Consider the following 20,750-nt stretch of genomic DNA (forward strand, 5'->3'; position numbering starts at 1 on the left):
TGATTTATTTGTTTAAGTAAGGTAGTAGATAGCCATATCCTTCTTCTTCCATCTCATCCTTGGCCACAAAGCGCAAGGAAGCAGAATTGATACAGTAACGGAGGCCACCAAACTCACGTGGTCCATCTGTGAAAACATGACCCAAGTGAGCATTTCCTGACCGAGAACGAACTTCGATTCGCTCCATTCCATGACTGAGATCCTTGTAGTAGTGAATCAATTCCTTGGAAATCGGACGACTAAAACTTGGCCAACCACATCCTGAGGCAAACTTATCCTTGGCGAAAAAGAGTGGCTCACCCGTCGTGATATCTACATAAATCCCTTCTTCAAAGGTTTGGTCATAGGCATTGGTAAATGGAGCCTCTGTCGCAGCTTCTTGGGTGACACGATAGGATTCTTCTGATAAGCTTTCCTTTAACACCTCTTGACTAGGCTTTTCATAGTTAGAGGCATCAATCAAAGGTTTCTCAGCATCGGTCACATCGATATGACAGTAACCTGAAGGATTCTTCTTAAGATAGTCTTGGTGGTAATCTTCAGCCAGAATGTAGTGGCGAAGTTTCTCCACCTCTACTGCAATCTTTCGCCCAAGCATGCGCTCCTGCTCCTGCACCACTGTGTAGATAGCTGGCAAGTCTGCTTCATCCTGGTAATAAATCCCAGTTCGATATTGGCGACCACGGTCATTCCCTTGTTGATTGACTGATAATGGATCAATAACACGGAAATAATAAAGCAAAATTTCTCTGAGTGATACTGCTTTCTCATCGTAAATAACTTGAACCGTTTCTGCATGGTCTGTTTCCTTGAGCAACTGGTAATTGGTCGTTTCGACTTGCCCATTAGCGTAGCCAACACTGGTTGCTAGCACTCCAGAAATGCGTGAAAAATACTCCTCTAAACCCCAAAAACAACCACCTGCTAAATATATTTCTGCCATCTTCGTTTCTCCTTTACCAAGTTTTTAACTAATACTCTTCGAAAATCAAATTCAAACCACGTCAGCTTCCATCTGCAGCCTCAAAACAGTGTTTTGAGCAGCCTGCGGCTAGCTTCCTAGTTTGCTCTTTGATTTTCATTGAGTATAAACTGCTTTTCAAAAAAAGGATAGGAAGCCCTCTGATCAAGAGTTTCCCCATCCTATCTTCTATTCTTTATTTTGCTTCGACACGGACACCTTGGGTATCAACTTTCAAGTCATGAAGTTTTCCTTTGAAGGGTTGCTTTTCCAATTCTGCCTTAATCGTTGGCATCTTGTCGTGAGAAGCCAAAACCATAACTGTCGGCCCAGCACCAGAAAGGTAGGTTGCATAGGCACCATTTTCTTTGGCTACTTGCTTAATCGTCGCAAATTCTCTCACCAAGTCCTGACGATAGCGCTCGTGGAAGAGGTCGCCCTCGATTGCTTGCCCAGCGGTCACCATGTCTCCTGCCAACAAGGCTGCAACCGCCACATTGGCGATAGAACTAGCCGCAACAGCTTCCTTGTAAGACAATTTCTTAGGCAAGACGCCACGGCTGTCTCGAGTACGCAATTCATAGTTTGGAATGTAGGCTAGAAAATCACATTCTGGGAAGTCTGCTACGATAGCAGAAACTTGCCCTTCAACGGAACTTGCAATAACGAGATTACCATAAATGGCTGGAGCCACATTGTCAGGATGGCCTTCAATCTTAGTCGCTAACTGCAATTTTTCATGATCAGACAAGTTGAGCTGGCCCAGTTGGTTGGCTAGTTCAATCCCAGCTACAATAACCGAGCTGGAAGAACCCAAACCACGCGCCAAGGGAACATCACTAGTCATTTTCAAGCGTCTAGGTTGCAAGTCTGGCACAATTTGCAAAGCAATTTTGAGCAAGAGATTACGCTCGTCATGTGGAATCCATTTGCCAATCTGGTGTTCAATCAGCCACTCTTCTCGTTCTTCACATACCTCAATTTGAAGATACTTGGTTACAGCTACACCGACCGAGTCAAAACCTGGCCCGATATTGGCACTGGTTGCAGGTACAATAATCTTCATCTTATTCTCCTAGCACCTTGAAGGTATTCAAGAGGTCGAATTCTGAAACCTTCTTCAATTCAGCTGAGACATTTTCAAGTTGGGCTTTATTAATCTTGTGTGTTATGATCACAACACGCGCCTTGTCACCATCTTTTCCATCTTGGAGGATTTGCTTGAAGGAAATATCTTGGGCATTAAAGATTTCAGCCAACTTCAAGACCTGACCTTTTGAGTCTGGAGCCAAGATTGAGAAGTAGTAATTTGCTTTAACATCTTCAGGATTTGCCAAGACCAAGTCACGGCTATATTCGTTGAAGTCTTTGCCAATGGTTCCATCATTCAGGCGACGAACGATACGGACAATATCCGCCACAACACTTGTTGCAGTTGGTTTTTGACCAGCACCTGGTCCGTAGTACATAGACTCACCGATACCGATAGATTCTACAAAGACAGCGTTCATTACCCCATTTACACTGGCAAGTGGATGCGCTTTAGGAAGGAAGGTTGGAGTCACTTCTGCAGCAATTCCTGAAGAAGTTTCCTCGATAGAACCAACCAATTTCACTACATAACCCAAGTCTTGGGCTACAGCTACGTCTTCTGGTGTGATGTTACGAATTCCCTTGTGAGCTACATCATCAAAGGCAACCTTCATGCCAAAGGCAAATTGGCTCAAAATCACCATCTTGTAGGCTGCATCAATCCCATCTACGTCATTTGTCGGGTCGCTTTCTGCAAATCCTAGACGTTGCGCTTCCGCAAGAGCATCATCGTAAGACCAGCCTTCTTCCACCATCTTGGTCATCATGAAGTTGGAAGTTCCGTTGACCACGCCAAGGACACGCGTAATTTTATCAGAAGCCAAGGAATTTGCCAAGGTACGAAGAATTGGAATCCCACCAGCTACTGCTGCTTCATAGTAAAGTGCTACCTTGTTAGCTTTAGCGATTTCTAACAATTCTGCACCATGGACAGCCAAAAGGTCCTTGTTAGCAGTAACAACGTGTTTTCCAGCTTCCAAGGCACGAGTGATAAAGGTTTTAGCAGGTTCGATACGCCCCATCAATTCCACTACGATCGTAATGTCTTGATCTGACAAAATGTCATCCACATTGGTTACAAAGTTAAAGTCATTCCCTGCTGCAAGCAAGCGATTCTTTTCATCTTCATCCTTGACCAACACCTTAGCAACTTCAATCTCTGAATGTGCCGATTGATTGATTTTTTTTCCATTTTCCTTTAGGAGGAAAGGCACACCACTTGCAACGGTACCAAATCCTAGTAAAGCAATTTTAACTGTCATGTTTGTCTCCTCGAAATTTTCTATTATAGCCATTATAACAGAATTTTGTGAAAATTCCTATCATAGTAATTCACTATTTCAGTATAGAAAAGAAAAAACGAATCAAACGATTCGCTCTTCTTATAATCTAGAAATAGCTTTCCAGAAATGATTATCCGATTTTTTGCAGATTGAGCACAGCATCGTGATTCATCAAGACTTGGCCATACTCTTGCAAGACTGAACGACTGATGTCACTATCGTCTGCAAACTCGCGCATACGGGCCAAAAGCCACGCTGGATATGGACTTGGATGATTTTCAATATCCACTAAAATGGTCAAATAATAGCGCTCATTCATCTTGTAGAGTTCAGAAGTTTCCATCTCAAATGTCACTGTCTTGGCAAAAGCCACCAAATCAGCTAACTTAGCAAAAGAAAGGATGTAGTAGATGTAAGGCTCTTTCTTGCTCTCAACTTCTTGTTCAACCTGTTCCTGCTCTTCTTCCTTGGCTTCGACTTGCTCTAGAGATTGAATGGCTTCGATATCATCCTTAGTTTTGTCCGCGATACTTTTTTCCAGGGTTTTGATAAATTCATCTGGCGACATTTGAGCCAATTCTTCCATGTCTGGCAAATCCGATAAGTCTTCAAAATCTAGATTTTGGTCAATCTTGGACTTGGTAACAAATACGTCCACCTTATCCGGTTTTGGAGTCACACGGAAGCTCAACATACCTGTATCCAAAAAGCTATCAGGCATCTCTAACTCATCCAAGATGGCATAAAAGAACTCTTCTGTTTTTTCTTGAGGAACGAGAAAGTCAGCAATCTCCATGCCTCGATCCATCAAATCCTCTAAAGACATCGTGATTTTTAAAGTTGTATCACTGATTTGTTTCATTTTCATTGCTAGTAACCTCATACTTTCAGTTCTATCTATTATACTAGATTTTTACGATTTTATCAAAAGAATGAAGCGAGAATGTAATATAATACTAGAGACCATTTTACAATACAAGAAAGAAAGTACAATGAAAATATAAAAGTTAATGCACTGACTAGCTTACTAGTCAATGTTCTCAATATCGTTTTTCCTCTGATAACTAATCTTTATCTGACGCGGATTCTCAGCAAATCCAACTACGGTTATTTCAATACCGCCAATACCTGGGCTAGCTTTGTCATTCCTTTATCCGCCTTTGGGATTTACAACTATGGGATTCGAGCTGTCAGTAATGTCAAGGATGATAAGAATAAAATCAACTATGTCTTTTCTAAGTTGTTTTATATTTCTGTTTTCACTTCTATCCTGATGACTAGTATCTACTTCCTCATTATCTTTTTTGATACCAGCATTGAAAATCTGAAAGTTCTCTACTATATTTTAGGTGCACAAGCACTCTTCCAATTCCTCTATATTGAGTGGATGAATGAAACATATGAAAATTACTCCTTTATATTATATAAGACATTAATTATACGAATAGCCATGTTGGTTGCAATCTTTACCTTTGTAAAAACTCCAGACGATATCGTACCTTATGCAATCATTATGAGTGCAACAACAATTCTCAACTATCTACTCAGTTTTCTCTGGATTAAGCGAGAAGTTTCCTTTGTTAAGATCGGTCTTGTCGAATTAGTCAAAGCATCTAAACCACTCTTGACTATGCTTCTCCTAGCGAACGCCAACATGCTCTATACCTTACTTGATAGAATGTTTATCACCAAAGGCCCTGATGAAAACTATATTTCTTATTATACCATTACTTCTAGCATCGTCATGTTAATTGCCAGTGTCTTGAGTGGAGCTATCAACGTCAGTATTCCACGTCTAGGCTACTATCTCGGTAAAAAAGACTATGAGTCTTATAAAAATCTTCTAAATCAAGGCGCTGCCCTCTTTTACTTCCTCATCATTCCAACCAGTATTGGGATTATGGTATTAGGGAACTACGCAACTGTCATCTACTCTTCTGAAAAATACCTTGAAGCTGGTATTGTGACTAGTATCTTCGCCTTTCGAACTATCATTTGGGCCATTGAATTAATCCTTGGTAAGCAGATTATCTTCATCAACGACAATGAAAATCGTTTAACAGCCTTTTACTTTATTGGTGGCGGATCTAATATCCTACTCAACAGTATCTTGTATTTCAATAATATTTTTGCACCAGAGTACTACATTGCTACTACTATTATTGCAGAAACTGTAGTTGTTCTACTGGAAATTTACTTTATCAAGAAGCATCATCTGCTTGACTTAAAAGAAATCTTTACTACTTTAACACGCTATACTATTGTATCGCTCGGATTCATTCCAATTTATTTCACTTTTAAATTTCTTTTCCAAATCAACTCTTATACAGTCAACCTCAATATGATACTCATGGTACTCTCGACTGTTGCAACCTGTGGAATCTACTATCTCTTGATACTTTTTATCACAAAAGATAAAACATTCCATTATGCACTCAATCTTGTACTTACTAATATAAAAAGGGCTCTATAATATTTGTAGTGGGTAAATCCCCTATAGATATTATGGAGCCTATTTTGTTATAGAAAAAAAGTCCCATATGACCTATAATGAAAAGCGACAAAACAACTCATTAGAAAGATTCATATGGAACAATTATATTTTATCACAAAACTACTCGATATCAAAGACTCAAATATCAAAATTGTAGATATCATCAATATGGATACACATAAGGAAATCATCGCTAAACTGAATTACAATGCCCCATCTTGCCCTGAGTGCGGAAGCTAAAAAATTGCTCAAAAATTGATTGAAAAGACTTCTATGACCGATATTTCACGCCAGCTTTCCATTTCAACTTAAACTGTCATTCGAAAGCTCAGTGACTTCCATTTTAAACATGATTTTTCTCAACTTACCGAGATTATATCTTGGGATGAGTATGCCTTCACTAAGGGAAAAATAAGCTTTATTGCGCAAGACTCTGATAACCTCAATATCATCACTGTCCTTGAATGCAGAACACAGGCTATCATCCGAAATCACTTTCTGCGCTACGATAGAGCTGTTCGTTGTCAGGTGAAAATCATTACTATGGATATGTTTAGTCCCTACTATAACTTGGCTAAACAGCTGCTTCGCTTTAGAATTTCTAGACTCAGGCTAAAACAGTCCACTGGACTGTTTTACTCCAACATCTCAGCCGTGCTATGAGTCGTTTGCGTGTTCAAATCATGAATTAGTTCTATAGAAAATCCCATAAATACAAGGCCATCAAGCGCTACTGGAAGCTCATCCAACAGGATCGTCGTAAACTAAGCCATAAACAATTTTATCACCCTACTTTTCGTATGCACTTGACGAATAAAGAAATTCTAGATAAGCTTTTGAGCCATTCAGAATACTTGAGACACCACTCCAATGTCTATCAGCTCTTACTCTTACTCTTTCACTTTCAGAACAAGGAGCCAGACAAATTTTTCGGACTTATCGAGGACAATCTAAAGCAGCTTCACCCTATTTTTCAGACTGTCTTTAAAACCTTTCTTAAGGACAAAGAGAAAATAGTCAACGCTCTTCAACTACCTTATTCTAAAGCCAAATTAGAAGCAACCAATAATCTCATCAAACTTATCAAGCGAAATGCCTTTGGTTTTCGGAACTTTGAAAACTTAAAAAAACGGATTTTTATCTCTATGAACATCAAAAATGAAAGGACGAAATGTGTCCTTTCTAGATCTTAGCTTTTCTTCTACCCACTACAGTTGTAAAACTAAAAGGACTTAGTCCTGTGCAATACAGAACTAAATCCTTTCAATAATTATTTTTCCAACTTTTTGGGGTAGTCCACAACGTTCTCTCTTAAACTTAAATCGTAACAGAATCTTTATCCTTGAGCATATAGCGTTTTAAAGGAGTTAAGCTAGCTAGCCAGTACAATAGACCTCCAAAGATCGCAGTAAAGCCACTACCAGTTGTGAGCAGGAACATAGGACTCTGGATATGCTTTGTTATAGGATTGTAAACAAATAGTACCGCAACTAACAAAGAAATGATTACACAAGATAATCCTATCAGATTAAAGCCATTTGTAAACTCATAGGCGTCATGTCCTTCAAGGAAATAGGCTGAACGCAAATCGAGTTTTCGTTTTCTTAAGATAAAGTAGTCTACAACGATCATTCCAATAATGGGTCCTTGAATATAGGCCGCCAGCGAGATGAAGGAACCGAAGTATTCATCCACTCCTCCCCAGATGGTAAGTAGGCTCACATAAACCATGGCAATCCAAACCATTAGTTTATAGCTTACTTTGGGCATCCCGCTTTTTACAATCATACAGTTCACATACGATCCTGTACCCTGGGTTCCAATATTAGCAAAAGCTACTAGTAGTAAACTTAAAAGGGCAAAGGCAGGAGTACTTAGAGTGGAGAGCATCGTCGTTGGGTCACTTTCATAGACACCTGTTTTGACAAACATGGCTAGAGCCATCACCCCACCTGTAGCAGCGAAGAATGGCGCAACAACCCCATACGATAATGCTGTAGCCCAATAGCCACTACGTTCTGATTTTGCCAAACGTGGTAAGACAAAGGCTTGTGTAGACCAAGAAAAGGCTACGGCCACATTTCCTTCCCCTGACATCATAAAACGTTCAATCGGTGTCAAATTTTCTTGGATGGCAGGTTGGACATTCATAATATCCCTAATCGGAACCGCAACAAAACAGATTCCAACGATGATTAGCCCAACAAATAACAAGGCAACCACCAGAAAGCGATTAGTACCTTTAATCACCTCTGGGCCCCCAAGAGCAATCAGCGTTCCAAGGAGAACACAGAGGGTACCTAGAATCGGTGCCCATACTCCCTTGTCTAAACCAAGCCCAAAATTATTTGCCAAATGAATCATGGAGCTGGCAAAAAGATTGGCGGTAACAGCGTACCAACCAAAATTTGCCAGACTAATCACGGTTGATAGAACGGCCACCCCTTTTCTACCTAGAACGGCTCTCAACCAAATCCATAAATCAATTCCATATTTAACTGCAAACAAGATTGGGAGACATTCGATAAAAACCCAGATAATGTTAAAGCTAAAAATATTTATCAACATTTGATTAAAGGTCAAATATTGAGCCACATAGGCTCCTTGGGTATAACACCAGGTTGCGATGGCAAAACCACTTGTCGATAGGAAGAGATCCCAGAAAGAATACTGACGATCCTTGTTGGTCATGGGAACGATTCCCGTTATGGTCTCCTGTTGAATGAAGTCATTCATCTTGGACATTTTATTGAATACCTCCTGTCATGGCTAGGATAATCAGAATAAGGTTAATTAGAACTAAGACGATGACTATAGTAAAATCACTTTTTAGAAATGGCTGGGCAAACACATAGTTTGGTGATTCCATTTCTTCTAGCCTTCTTTTCGTTTCATTTGCTATTAATTCTTCAATTTCTGATGTCGGTTTCATCTTAATTATCCTCTAAGTATAAATCTAATGCAAGTTTTCCATACTGCTTGGTATAACGATACCAGATATAAAGAAATTCACCTACTGGTTTTCCAACGCTTTCTTGGAACAGGGCCCACAAGAACCAATAATATGAAGTCACTGATACATAGGCAAAATAGTGACGTTTGGTTTTCTTGTCTGGAACTTCTTGTAGATAGATTTCAAGTACCTTTTCAGCTTCTTCCACTGTATAATTTGAACATCCAATAAAGGTCCCTAAATCTCCCGCTGGATCTCCCATACCAGAATATTCCCAATCAATCAAGCTCATTTCGCCATCTTCATTCAACAAGAAATTTGGGCTATAAGAATCTCCATGGCAGAGAACCTTTTTCGCTTGATCTTCTTGTAAAAGCTTCTCGAGAACTGAGACATTCTTATCCAACTCTTCAAGCCCATCAAATTCAAAACGATTGCTGGCTTTTAATTTTTGTCTAAAATCATCAATTCCCTCAAATTGATCAAAAGAATGATCCGTTTTTTCTCCAGATTGGTGCAAGCGTCTCAAGAGCTCCATTGCTTTTGCTACATCATCCCAATTATCATAATCTAGTTGCTTGGCGTTAGGAATAAATTCTGAAATTTTCCAGCCCTCATCCTTGTTCATAGCAACAAAAGTAAGGTCAATCTTCAATTTTGTAGCAATTTCCATGGAAGCTGCCTCGCTAGCACGATCGATATAATTCTCCGTTCCTCTACCTGGATGACGGTAAACATATTTCTTTCCTAGGCAGTCAAATGAAAACGAAGTGTTGGTTAAACCGTCTTTTAGGGGTTTAATATTGACAATATCTGAAGCTATACATCCTAATGTCTTACAGATGTTATCAATGATTTCCGAATTAGTATTCACCAAATAGTGTTCATCAAACTGACGCAACTCATCTAGTGAATCAAACTCCTTAACAATGTCTGCTGAATAATGCCGAGCTTCCAAAGGAAGTTCTTTGACGTGACGACTATAATAATCTTCCCAGAGCTGTTCGCGATACGGCTCATGTTTAAATTCAGTTTCCAAAATATCTACGAATTTTTCACTAAATGCACGATCAAAATAAACGTGCCCCACCATAGCCCAAGTATTCGTCCCACCGATTTGAATATCGATAATCGTGTGATTGGAATCTTCCTTAGAGCAGTATTCGTCTGTGTCCCCTTCTGCAAATATAGTCGAATAATAACCTCTGTAAATGTATCGTTCAAACGGATTTTCTACAAAATAATTATCCGAAGAGCAGATATAAGTGTTGGAAAGTTGATCTCTGACTAGCATGAGAGAAGAACAGTTATTGTATTTGTAGTAATCATTATTCACAACGATTTTAACGCCAAACTTTTCTTCCAGATAGAACATTTTTTCTTGTAGATAACCTACAATAACGGTTATATCTTCTATTCCTGCTTCTTGCAGTTGTCTGATTTGCCTCTCTATCAAGCGTTCCCCCTTGACTTGAAGCAATCCTTTGGGAATTTCATAAGACAAAGGAGCAAAACGACTACTCATTCCAGCAGCCATTATAATAGCATTTTCTACTCGATAGGGTTCTAAAACGTTCTTGCCTAGTTCATTTAAGTGATGTTCCTCATCAATCCACTTCTCTTCTTTAAGTTTTCCAACCAATGCATTGACTGTTCCTAAAGATAAATCTAGCTGTTCAGCCAATTGTCTCTGCGTAAAGTTTTCGTCTTTGTGAATCAACAAAAAACGTAAAAGTTTAAATTGTTTTTCTGATAGCATATCCTTAACCTCTTTCGTTCAATATTTCTATCCATTCGATTATACAATGAACATTTGTTTTTGTCAAGTTAGATTCTATATTAAGAAAATAGGGAACTATAATATTTGCAGTGGGTAAATTCCCTATAGATATTATGAAGCCTATTTGTTGTAGAAAAAGTTCCGTAATATCTAGAATGAAAAATGACCAAACCATCATTAGAAAGAATCGTATGGAACAATTAAATTAACAGGGATACCCACAAGGAAATCATCGCTAAACTGGATAATGATGCTCTATCTCGTCCTAATTGCGCTAGCCAAATTAAGAAATATGAGTTTCAAAAATTGTCTAAAATTCCTTACCTTGAAACAATTGGTATCCCCAATAGAACCCCTTCTTAGAAAAGATGTTTCAAGTGCTATCATTGCTCGAAAATGACCCTCTCCAAAACTTCTCTCATCAATAAAAATTGAGCAAAAGTTGATTGAAAAGACTTCTATGACTGATATTGCACATCAGCTGTCCATTTCAACTTCAACTGTCATTCGAAAACTCAATGACTTTCACTTTAATCATGATTTTTCTCGTCTTCCTGAGATTATGTCTTGGGACGAGTATGCCTTCACTAAGGGAAATATGAGTTTCATTGCGTAAGGTTTTGACAATCTCAATATCATCACTGTTCTTGAAAGTGGAACACAAGCTATCATAAGTAATCATTTTCTGTGCTACGATAGAGCCGTTTGTTGTCAGGTGAAAATCATTACTATGGATATGTTTAGTCCTTACTATGACTTGGCTAAACTACTTTTTTCCATGTACTAAAATCGTTCTAGATCGTTTTCATATTGTACAACATCTCAGCCGTGCTATGAGTCGTGTCCGTGTTCAAATCATGAACCAATTCGAGCGAAAATCCCATAAATACAAAGCTATCAAACGTTACTGGAAGCTTATACAACAGGATAGTCGTAAACTGAGTGATAAGCGATTTTATCGCCCTACTTTTCATATGCACTTAACGAATAAAGAAATTCTAGACAATCTTTTGAGCTATTCAGAAGAGTTGAAACACCACTACAATCTCTATCAACTCTTGATTTCTCAATTTCAGAACAAGGAACCTGACAAATTCTTCGGACTTATTAAGGACAATCTAAAGAAAGTTCATCCTCTTTGTCAAACTGTCTTTAAAATCTTTCTAAAGAACAAAGAGAAAATCATCAATGCCCTTCAATTACCCTATTCCAACGCCAAATTAGAAGCGACCAATAATCTCATCAAGCTTATCAAACGAAATGCATTTGGATTTCGGAACTTTGAAAACTTCAAAAAACAGATTTTTATCGCTCTCAACAATCGAGTAGGGGATAATCTCTAGCTCCTCTCACACCACCGTACATGCCGTTCGGCATACGGCGGTTCAACTAAATTTTAACGCATGTCGTTCAAGGTAATAATCCAAACACGAAACCAGTCCACGTTTTTCAAGGACTGATTTTGATATCGCACGTTTAAGTATCAACTTCTGAGCTACTAATTGATAGTGGTCACCCCAGCCAGATACCTTATCTGCTGTCCATTTAGGAACCCCTAGTTTCAGTAATTCCCATAGTCGTCTAGATTTCTTCTTCCATTGCTTCCAGATAATCACTCGTAGGCGAGTACGCAAGCGCTCATCTATGCTAGTGACTATGTGCTTCATATTTCCCAGCGAGAAATAGTTTATCCATCCTCGAATAGACAAATTCAGTTGCTCAATACGTCTTGTTAAGTCTATACTCCATTTCCTCTGTGTTAGTTTCTTCAATTTAAGCTTAAATCTCCGAACACTATCTTGATGGGGGCGACTTTTCCAACCAACTGATGATTTCCAGAACCCAAAGCCTAAGTATTTCAACTCGCTTGGTCTGGCAATCTTAGTCTTGATCATGTTTACTTTCAAACCTAGCCGTTTCTCAATAAAACGACTGACTTAATATATCACACGCTTAGCGGCTGCCTCGCTTCCGACCGTAATCACACAATCATCTGCGTAGCGCACAAATCGAAGTCCCCTCTTTTCTAATTCCTTGTTCAATTCATTTAGCATGACATTAGATAAGAGATGAGATAAATTTCCTCCCTGTGGTGTACCAACTAGCGTTTTATGACACTGACCGTTAATGATAACACCTGAATGAAGATACTTACGAATCAAGTATTCCGTATCTCCGTCTTCGATAATATTATGTACTAAGGACATCAATCTATCTTGAGGAACCGTATCGAAAAATTTCTCTAGGTCTATATCCACTATCCACTCATAGCCGTCATTTAAGTACTCTAAGAGCTTCATGATGGCTTTTTCACATGACCTATTTGGTCTGAAGCCATAACTCGTATCTGAGAAATGGGGTTCACAAATGGGGTTAATGACTTGGACAATGGCCTGTTGAATCATTCTATCCATAACTGTTGGAATTCCTAGTTGACGGATGCCTCCGTTTGGTTTGGGAATCTCAACTCTAAGAACTGGTTGAGGCTTATATTTTCTCTGTTTTATCAGTTCCTTAGTCAGGCGCCAGTTGTGTCTGAGATAGTCATCCATCTCTTCGATAGTAATTCCATCAATCCCAGTTGAGCCCTTATTGGATTTTACTTGATTGTGGACTTCCAGCATATTTTCGCGTGATAATATCTTATCTAGCAATTTTGACATGTGCGTATTCCTTTCTTGTTTTGATGCCTGAGGGACATCTTATATTGGTGAACCTTCACCCAGTCATACGTGACAGAGTCCAGTTCTATTAGACCTCTCGTTTTACAGACACAAGTGAAGTAGGATTACTTCGATTTGTTGGTCACCCCTCCGCTCCACTTCCATTACAGAAGCTTCCTCACTACTATGGGCTCGGCTGACTTCTCATGATTCGTTGTTACTACGCTTTCAGCTCTCATGAGATCTCACGGGATAAGTCGTACATCTTTCCTCGTTTATACAAGATACGAGGACGTTAAAAGGTTACAGTGAAAATAGGAAATCTGACGCAGAGTCTTTAGACTCTAGGAAAATTTATCTTTTTCACACAAACCTTAGTCCGAATTCAATTACTCTCGTGATTTACGCATATAGATTACGACTACCTTTTTGGACTTTAGAGTTTTAAGCCTCCTTATCCACTATATACGCCTTACTATCACGTTCCTGTTCGTAGAGCCACGATTTCGCTATCCCTTCCTCTGACGACTCTTATTTCTAGCGTCAGACTTAAAACGGTCTATCCCCAGACCGTTTTAATCCGCTACCTCACGATAGTCAGACTTGGGAATCGCTATTGGGTTCACCAGTAGCGGGTGCCCACGGAGGACTTACACCTCAGATGCACGACATGCCCGTCGTACTTAAAAAAGAAAGGACGAAATGTGTCCTTTCTCGATCTTAGCTTTTATTAAACCCACTACAGTTTACAAAGAGTTGACATATGTACATAATCTAACTGATAATTTCAACATCCTTATAACTACACAAGCGATGAAATACTTCGCTTAAACTACTTCGATATTGATTATAGACTACTTTTCGTCTATACAAGATGTGATACTTACAGCGCCACTTTGTGTACGATAAACTATGAGACTTTTGTACCATATTTTTTCACTTTTCGATTTACAGAAATAACTTTATTGTATCGCATTTGAAGTTTTTAGGCTATAACCTTCGACGCGCACCTAACGGAGCGATAAGGATCAATAGTCATATAATTAAAACAAAGTACCCTTAGCTTTCTAAAAGAATAGTATAACTCCCTGACTTAGATTTTACATTAATAAAGTGGATGCGGATAATTTGGCAGCCATAATTAAAGGACATACAAGAAAACTAAATAATATTAAATTTCTTATCATTATGTTCTTCATGTATATCACACTTTCCTTTACCATCTCTACAGACTACAATTTGGAATATTTTCTGCTGATGTATAAAAAATTGATCTTAGTAAACTAGAACTCCTTTTTGTGTCCAAGCTTGTATAAGAATATCAATGTCCTAATCTCCTCAATAGACACTCACAAGATTTGTTCTCTCATAAAACAGAATTACTTCTCCACCTTGCGAAAAGCTTTTATACTATGACTATACCACTCCTGCATTTTTTTTGAAGGAAAAGTCATGTAATCGCCATACATCTGGGTTAAAAAGACATCATAATTTTTAGGAATTGGTAACATTCTTCCCTCAAACTCTGTTAAGATTAACTCTTTGAAAGTATTTATTTGGAAAACACCCTTCATTCCCTCTTTATCAACTCCAACCATTCCCTCATATTTCGGCTGTTCTACAACACTATTCTTAACTAACTTATCTATTTTCTTATAGAAGTATCTCGGATTAACAAATCGGAGGGCGTACCAACTGCATAATCTTAGAAAATCTTTTAACTTGCTGTCACCGTGAACCGCGCGTGATTTTTTGATATAAGCTAGTTGACGAAGGGCCACATACTTATAACTCTTGTCAACAATGCTCAAATCTGTAAATCGATCAATTGGAAATACGTCAATAAAGAGACTAGTGTCATGACGCTTGTACTTGACATGGTCTTCGATAACAGTAGAAGTGTCCAAAATCGATGCAAAATTATGGAAGTACCAAGAAGAAGTGTCGTAGGAGAGAACCTTATAACGTGGATGGTCTTCTTCCTCAATGATCTTCAATAAGCGCTCATAATCTTCACGATAGAGAGAAATATCAATATCATCATCCCAAGGAATCATACCTTTGTGGCGGATAGCACCAAGCATGGTCCCATAACTGAGAAAATAAGGAATATTGTGTTTCTTACAAGTCTCATCAATATAATCTAGCAGAGCTAGTTGAATTTCTTTAATTTCTTCTTTTTCTAAATATTGCATCCTAATCCTCCAATTTGTAGGCATGAAATTCATGACTGTAGAAGCGTTTTTCTTCAGGTGGCAAGGTCATATAATCCCCATAAAATTGAGTCAAAATAGTATCAAATTTTTCAGGTGCAGGAAGGCTTAAATTCTCAAAGGGTAAATCAATTGTTTTATCAAAGGTACCACTTGGGAAGACTTCCTTTTCTTTAAGTTTAGAAGGGATAAAGGCCATATATTGTCCATTCTCACGACTATATTTTTGAATTTCTTTCTCGATTTTATTTGCAAAATAACGAGGAGAAACAGGTCGAAGGAGCAACCAGAAGGCTGTTCGTATCCAATCTTTTAAAATGCTATCCTTATAGACAATATTTTTGTGTTTACTGAAAGATAGAAGTTTGAAGCTTTCCAGCTTATAACAAATATCAATAACCTTAGGATCATCAAATCGGTCCATAGGGAAAATGTCGATAAAAACACCTGACTCATAGGTTTTTGTATTCCGAGTATCAATAATTTTAGTCGTACTGTCTATTATTTTGATAAAGTTGTTAAAGTAGTTCTTATCAGTTTCTAAGGAAAGGAGCTTATATTTGCTTTTTTCCTTTTGAAAAATGTTAATAAATCGTTGATAGTCTTCTCGAGGCATGGATAAATCAATATCGTCATCCCAAGGAATAAAGCCCTCATGTCGAACTGCCCCAATCAGCGTCCCGTAGTTAATAATATAGTTGATATTGTGCTTTTTACAGAGAGTATCAATGTAATCCAAAATTTCTAATTCAATTTGTTTGGCATCTTCAATGGTTAGTTTTTTCATTTTAAACTCCTATGATTTTTTGAATTTATTTTTTAAGGCTAGAACATGGTTTAAAAATTCATAGAAAATGCTATCTTTGGTAAAGACAAGTAGACCAATATAAGAGATGGCTGATAGCAAGACAATCAAACCAGTGTTAATCAAAAATGGCAAATTAATGACCATATCCACGGGATACAAGAAATTAATCAGGAAATAAATTGCTACAAAGGAAAGTGAAAAGAGAGAGTATCGAACAGTATAGCTAAAGATATGTCCCAGGTGAATAAGCTGTTTTCTATAGATGAAAATGATATAGAAAACAAGTAGAGAGGCCTCTGATAGCATAGTTGTCAGTAAGTAGTATTCAGGAGCCACGATGTGGTTGAAAAAGAGGAGACTATTTAAGCCCAAATTGAGTAATCCTGCAAAGACTGTATAGACTGTGATTCGTTTTTCATAGCCGTTTGTAAAGAGAATTTGGGAACCAAGAATGGTATCCAGTGCCAGGATAATCGTACGAAAAGCGAAGAGAGAGGTTAAGATTCCGCCTCCGATATATTTTTCACTACCATAAAGTAGGATAGCATTTGGTCCTAAAACCATGAGTCCGAAACTGAGTGGAATGATAAAGAAGTTAAAGATTCGACTTCCTCTGTTAACCAGAGAAACATAGGCTTCTTTGTCTCCTTTACCCAAATAGTAACTGAGACGAGGCACACTCACTCCGATAGCTCCTGTTACAACCCCAGCTATAACGGTCACAATTCGTTGAGCTATGATATAGTAACTAACGTTAACATCAATCCCTGTTTTAACGAGAAAGAGACGATCCAAAAAAGTGAAGAGCATATTGGCATTAGCGAAGACCAACATGGCTGTCAAAGGGAGAAAGAGTGGTTTAAAATAACTTAGGTGAATCTTAACAAGTTTGATGTCCCTTTTAATCCAAAAATAACTAATCAGATAGTTAATCAGTGTCGATAAACTCATCACAAGTGTATAGACAACAATATCGTGCTCATTTTTGACAAAAAGGAAAATAGAGACCAACATCAGGATACGGATGAAGGCAGTTTTGTAAAAGAGAAAACTGTAATTTTCCAGAGCTTCATTGACCCATTCGATTGAAAAAATCTGGGCAATGAGTTGAATCCCCATAACAAGGTAGACCTTTTTGACGATTGGATTATCAGTAAAGAAGAGAGGATAGGATAGGATATAGACAGCAGTGGTCAAAATCGTACAAGCTATGCACAAATAAAAAAGACTAGAGAAGGTTCTATTCAGATCTTTTTTGTTATCCTTGACATTACTGATGGCCCGTAAACCGTAGTTATAGACTCCATAAGTTGCAAAGGGTAAGAAAAATGACAAAATTGTGTCGACTGAGTTGAAGTAACCATAGTCAGTACGATCCAAGACACGCGCGACGTAGGTACCAGTTAAGATGGGAAAAATAATATTCAAGACACGAATTCCCATGTAAGATAGAGCATTTAATTTTATACTTTTCATTCAATTTACCTCGTTTTCATTATATCATAAAGTTAGTTAAAATAACTCTTTTGTTTTCAACAACTAGTCTTTAATTATTTTAAAACATTTTTAGGAACTCAAATCCTCAAAAATTTAAGATTAAAAACTAACTTTTTGAGTATTTCAAATAAAATTTATTGAACTTTAACCAAGGACAAATATATCGTTAAAAAAGCAAAGAACTCCAATTGGGATTGAAAATACAAAAATTATCAAGCCTTAATTATTTAGTTACAGTACGATAATTATAATAAGATTGAAAGTTTATGATTTATATCTTTCATAGAAGTCTTTTCAATTAACTTTTAAGTAATCTTTGAATTGAGAATCTAACGGATTTGTTGATATTCTTTACTAGAGGACTCTCAGTGACTACTATCTTCTAACAACACAACAAAATAGACTCCATAATATCTATATGGAGGGTACCCACTACAAATATTATGGAGCCTCAAAATCGACTCTTCGCCAACTTTAGAGATTCGATGTATCAGAATGCTTATAATTTAAAGGTTGCTACACCGAGGATAGAACGATTTAAGTTTCGAAGAATTTGGAGACTTTGTTCAAATTTCTTATAACGAGTCACTCCATACTCTTCAACAAGAAGGACTGTATCTCTTTCCAAAAGAGATGGTACATCCTGTAAATCGACAAAATGAATTCCTTTTAAAGCCTCTTGATTTTGTTTCAATTTATCTAGGATAGCTTTATTTGAGCTAACAATTGTTAATTCTTGTCCAGCATTTTTGTATGACAGAACATCTGCTAGGTTAGCAATTGTTGTAATCTCTGTCACAAAATCAATTTGATACTGAGAAAAATCACCTGCTCTATTGATTGTTGGGTTAAAGAGATAAACCAACACATTTCCCATCACAACCAAAATCACACAGACTACTCCAATAACAGCTAAACGAAGAATCAGATTCTTGACGTTTAATCCAAGCGCTGTCTCACCATTTGCATTCAATTCTTTAGAGTTGATGGTTTCCAATTTTTCAATTTTCACATTTGCATAAGTGTGTTTAAATTTCTCAATCAATCCATCAATTTTTCGCTCTAACAAGTCGTTGGCATCTTTACTTGGTGTCAAAATTTTCACACTAACCCCTGCATCGTCAATCATATAGTAGACAGTCAATTTTTTCCACCAATAGTCACTTGTAGAATTTTTCAAGGTTGTCTCTGTCGTATCCAATTCACTGGCAATTTTTTTCAACTCACTAGGCTCTACATCATTGAAAAGATAAGCTCCATTCAAATTCCCATCAATCAATTTTCCGTAGAAATCACTATAACCACCAATTTGATGATTCAAAATCGTTTTAGCTGAATCTTCTGGAGGTGTGATTTTATAGCTGATATAAGTTGAATAACTTGTTGTGTCTTTGACAGTATTTTTATTCTTAACTGCTTTAATTGTAAATGGTACAGCAATGAGAGCAAATAAAGCGATGAGAGCTAGAATATTTGCTTTTCGTTTTTTGTATAGATTTGCAAACAAATCAGCTACTGAATAATGTTCAAACATGATTTTTTTCTCCTTTGTTTAGTAGATACTGGTTCTCTTTTGTAAGCATTTTCGCTACGAATATAATCACAAGAACAATTCCCCAGAATTGCATTGTAAATAAATTGAAGAAACTTTCTGAAAAGCTACTTCTTGGCATAAAGAATAGATTATTCAAGATGAGTAGGGACAAGGCAAATAGGATTGTTCTAGAGCGATAGGCTACTTGCAACATGGCTATAAATAGCATACCGAGTAAGAGACTAAGTAGAAAGACTCCTATCATACCATAGTCTGTATACAACTCCATGATATAACTACTTCCGATACCATGTCCTTTCAAGTATTCCTTGTTCAAAACAAGATAGGATAGATTGTGGGCATAACTATTACTATCAATAGCTAGCTCCACACTATTGGTTGTATGTTCAAAGGCTTTTCCTCCGAAAATAGCCCCCAAACTTCCTCTTGCAAAATAATCAATGACAGGACCAAAAGTAAAATTGCGTAAATCTCGGTAAGGAAGGCTACTGTTAAATAGAAAACCTCGAGCCAGAACACCAAAACTAGTCCCTTGTTTATAGATAAAGTCAAGTAAGATATCCCAGAAACCTGTATGGGAAACCTGGACATTATCCCGTACATAATTGAGCACTCCCATCGCTAACATAAGAATAGGAGAACCGACAAAAATCGCTAACTTTTCTTTAAACCCAATCCATTTTCCCTTTTCAGTTTGCTCCCGCATAAAGTAATAAACAAAAGCAAATAAAATACTTAAAATAAAGGGATTTCGTGTCCCGATTGCCAAATGAATGGTATTGGCTACAATGAAGGATACCAACACTGCTGTCGCCTGCAATTTCTTTGGCTTGGTTGCCAGATACATACACATTGCATAGACCGTAAAGGTAGACAAAATGTAGGTAAAATAAGGAAGTTTACTTTCAAAATTTGCATAGTAGGCATAGTAGGAAGTCTGCAGACGATACAGGAGCCGTTCAAATAAGCGAATAAAATAGAAAGGATAGGTTAGAAGAAAAACTCCTAGTGATACAAAGCGTAACCGCTTGATATAAATCTCTTTTATAGAATTTCCTATCTTTGGTACTTTTATGTTCTTCCTAGCTATGAAGTAACGAGCCAGTACGCCTCCTGTGGTCAAGCCCAGAATCGAAACCATGACGACTATAAAGGCAAAGCGATAGGCTATCGGATGATAGGTATCCAGAGCGCCATCCCTAAAATAATCAATGGTCGGTCTTGATACCAGAAATACAAAAATAGTTAAATAGAAAATAAAATGGATTAAGTAATACTTGATATCATTCCAGCAGGCAATTAAGCTACTAACCAGTAAGAACAATAAAGTAGAAAGCAAGCTAACATTATTATTATTAAACAGATACACAATTCCACTTACTAGCGTCAAGGCATAGCTGACTATGGTCAAACTAAATAATAATCGTTTTCCATCAATCACTTGCTCACCC

At 37.6% G+C, this 20,750-nt stretch carries 13 protein-coding genes and 4 pseudogenes; 3 read left to right on the forward strand and 14 right to left on the reverse strand.

Annotated elements, in window-relative coordinates:
• Positions 1-4: 4 nt before the first annotated feature.
• The 4 genes from msrB to mecA all read right to left on the reverse strand — a co-directional run bounded on the left by msrB (position 5) and on the right by mecA (position 4,204).
• Positions 5-943 carry a peptide-methionine (R)-S-oxide reductase MsrB gene (gene msrB, locus B7696_RS04585; RefSeq protein WP_084862403.1) on the reverse strand — a complete coding sequence of 313 codons (939 nt, stop codon included), beginning with the start codon at positions 941-943 and terminating at the stop codon, positions 5-7.
• Positions 944-1,157: 214 nt separating this feature from the next.
• Positions 1,158-2,027 carry a homoserine kinase gene (thrB, locus tag B7696_RS04590; RefSeq protein ID WP_084862405.1) on the reverse strand — a complete coding sequence of 290 codons (870 nt, stop codon included), beginning with the start codon at positions 2,025-2,027 and terminating at the stop codon, positions 1,158-1,160.
• A gap of 1 nt (position 2,028) precedes the next feature.
• Positions 2,029-3,315, reverse strand: a complete 1,287-nt coding sequence (locus B7696_RS04595) for a homoserine dehydrogenase (RefSeq protein ID WP_084862407.1) — start codon at positions 3,313-3,315, stop codon at positions 2,029-2,031.
• 151 nt (positions 3,316-3,466) lie between these two features.
• Positions 3,467-4,204, reverse strand: a complete 738-nt coding sequence (gene mecA / locus B7696_RS04600) for an adaptor protein MecA (RefSeq protein WP_084862409.1) — start codon at positions 4,202-4,204, stop codon at positions 3,467-3,469.
• A gap of 105 nt (positions 4,205-4,309) precedes the next feature.
• On the opposite strand from mecA, the gene B7696_RS04605 reads away from it, so the two are divergent.
• The gene (locus tag B7696_RS04605; protein WP_084862411.1) at positions 4,310-5,809 is read left to right on the forward strand and encodes an oligosaccharide flippase family protein; all 1,500 of its coding nucleotides are present in this window, start codon (positions 4,310-4,312) and stop codon (positions 5,807-5,809) included.
• 114 nt (positions 5,810-5,923) lie between these two features.
• Positions 5,924-7,023: pseudogene (locus tag B7696_RS04610) on the forward strand (transposase).
• Positions 7,024-7,147: 124 nt separating this feature from the next.
• Here the strand turns inward: B7696_RS04610 and B7696_RS04615 are convergent.
• From B7696_RS04615 to B7696_RS04625, 3 genes are read right to left on the reverse strand one after another with little or no spacing between them, the layout of a single operon-like run.
• Complete coding sequence (locus B7696_RS04615; RefSeq protein WP_084862413.1) at positions 7,148-8,575, reverse strand: cytosine permease; 1,428 nt, start codon at positions 8,573-8,575, stop codon at positions 7,148-7,150.
• A gap of 1 nt (position 8,576) precedes the next feature.
• A complete protein-coding gene (locus B7696_RS04620) occupies positions 8,577-8,762 on the reverse strand; it encodes a hypothetical protein (RefSeq protein WP_060805305.1) in 186 nt (61 codons plus the stop codon).
• 1 nt (position 8,763) lies between these two features.
• Positions 8,764-10,542, reverse strand: a complete 1,779-nt coding sequence (locus B7696_RS04625; protein WP_084862415.1) for a phosphotransferase — start codon at positions 10,540-10,542, stop codon at positions 8,764-8,766.
• A 225-nt stretch (positions 10,543-10,767) separates the two neighbouring features.
• Between B7696_RS04625 and B7696_RS10425 the strand changes: the two are divergent.
• Positions 10,768-11,906: pseudogene (locus B7696_RS10425) on the forward strand (ISL3 family transposase); the annotation flags it as partial.
• Positions 11,907-11,948: 42 nt separating this feature from the next.
• Here B7696_RS10425 and ltrA read toward each other — a convergent pair.
• The 7 genes and pseudogenes from ltrA to B7696_RS04665 form a co-directional block, all read right to left on the reverse strand.
• Positions 11,949-13,226, reverse strand: a pseudogene (gene ltrA, locus B7696_RS04635) (group II intron reverse transcriptase/maturase).
• Between the two features lie 780 nt (positions 13,227-14,006).
• Positions 14,007-14,156, reverse strand: a pseudogene (locus B7696_RS04640) (IS200/IS605 family transposase); the annotation flags it as partial.
• A 449-nt stretch (positions 14,157-14,605) separates the two neighbouring features.
• A complete protein-coding gene (locus B7696_RS04645; protein ID WP_084862417.1) occupies positions 14,606-15,421 on the reverse strand; it encodes a LicD family protein in 816 nt (271 codons plus the stop codon).
• A 1-nt stretch (position 15,422) separates the two neighbouring features.
• Positions 15,423-16,226: a LicD family protein gene (locus B7696_RS04650; RefSeq protein WP_084862419.1), complete on the reverse strand. Its 804-nt coding sequence runs from the start codon at positions 16,224-16,226 to the stop codon at positions 15,423-15,425.
• Positions 16,227-16,235: 9 nt separating this feature from the next.
• Positions 16,236-17,723: a type IV teichoic acid flippase TacF gene (gene tacF / locus B7696_RS04655; RefSeq protein WP_084862420.1), complete on the reverse strand. Its 1,488-nt coding sequence runs from the start codon at positions 17,721-17,723 to the stop codon at positions 16,236-16,238.
• 520 nt (positions 17,724-18,243) lie between these two features.
• Positions 18,244-19,278 (reverse strand): teichoic acid biosynthesis protein TarQ, encoded by a 1,035-nt coding sequence (tarQ, locus tag B7696_RS04660; RefSeq protein WP_084862422.1) that lies wholly within the window; start codon positions 19,276-19,278, stop codon positions 18,244-18,246.
• Entirely contained in the window at positions 19,271-20,740 is a 1,470-nt protein-coding gene (locus B7696_RS04665) for an O-antigen polysaccharide polymerase Wzy family protein (protein WP_049502170.1), read from the reverse strand. The genes tarQ and B7696_RS04665 overlap by 8 nt, the downstream gene beginning before the upstream one ends.
• Positions 20,741-20,750 lie beyond the last annotated feature (10 nt).

It is taken from the genome of Streptococcus mitis (assembly GCF_002096815.1).
GTDB lineage: Bacteria > Bacillota > Bacilli > Lactobacillales > Streptococcaceae > Streptococcus > Streptococcus mitis_AD.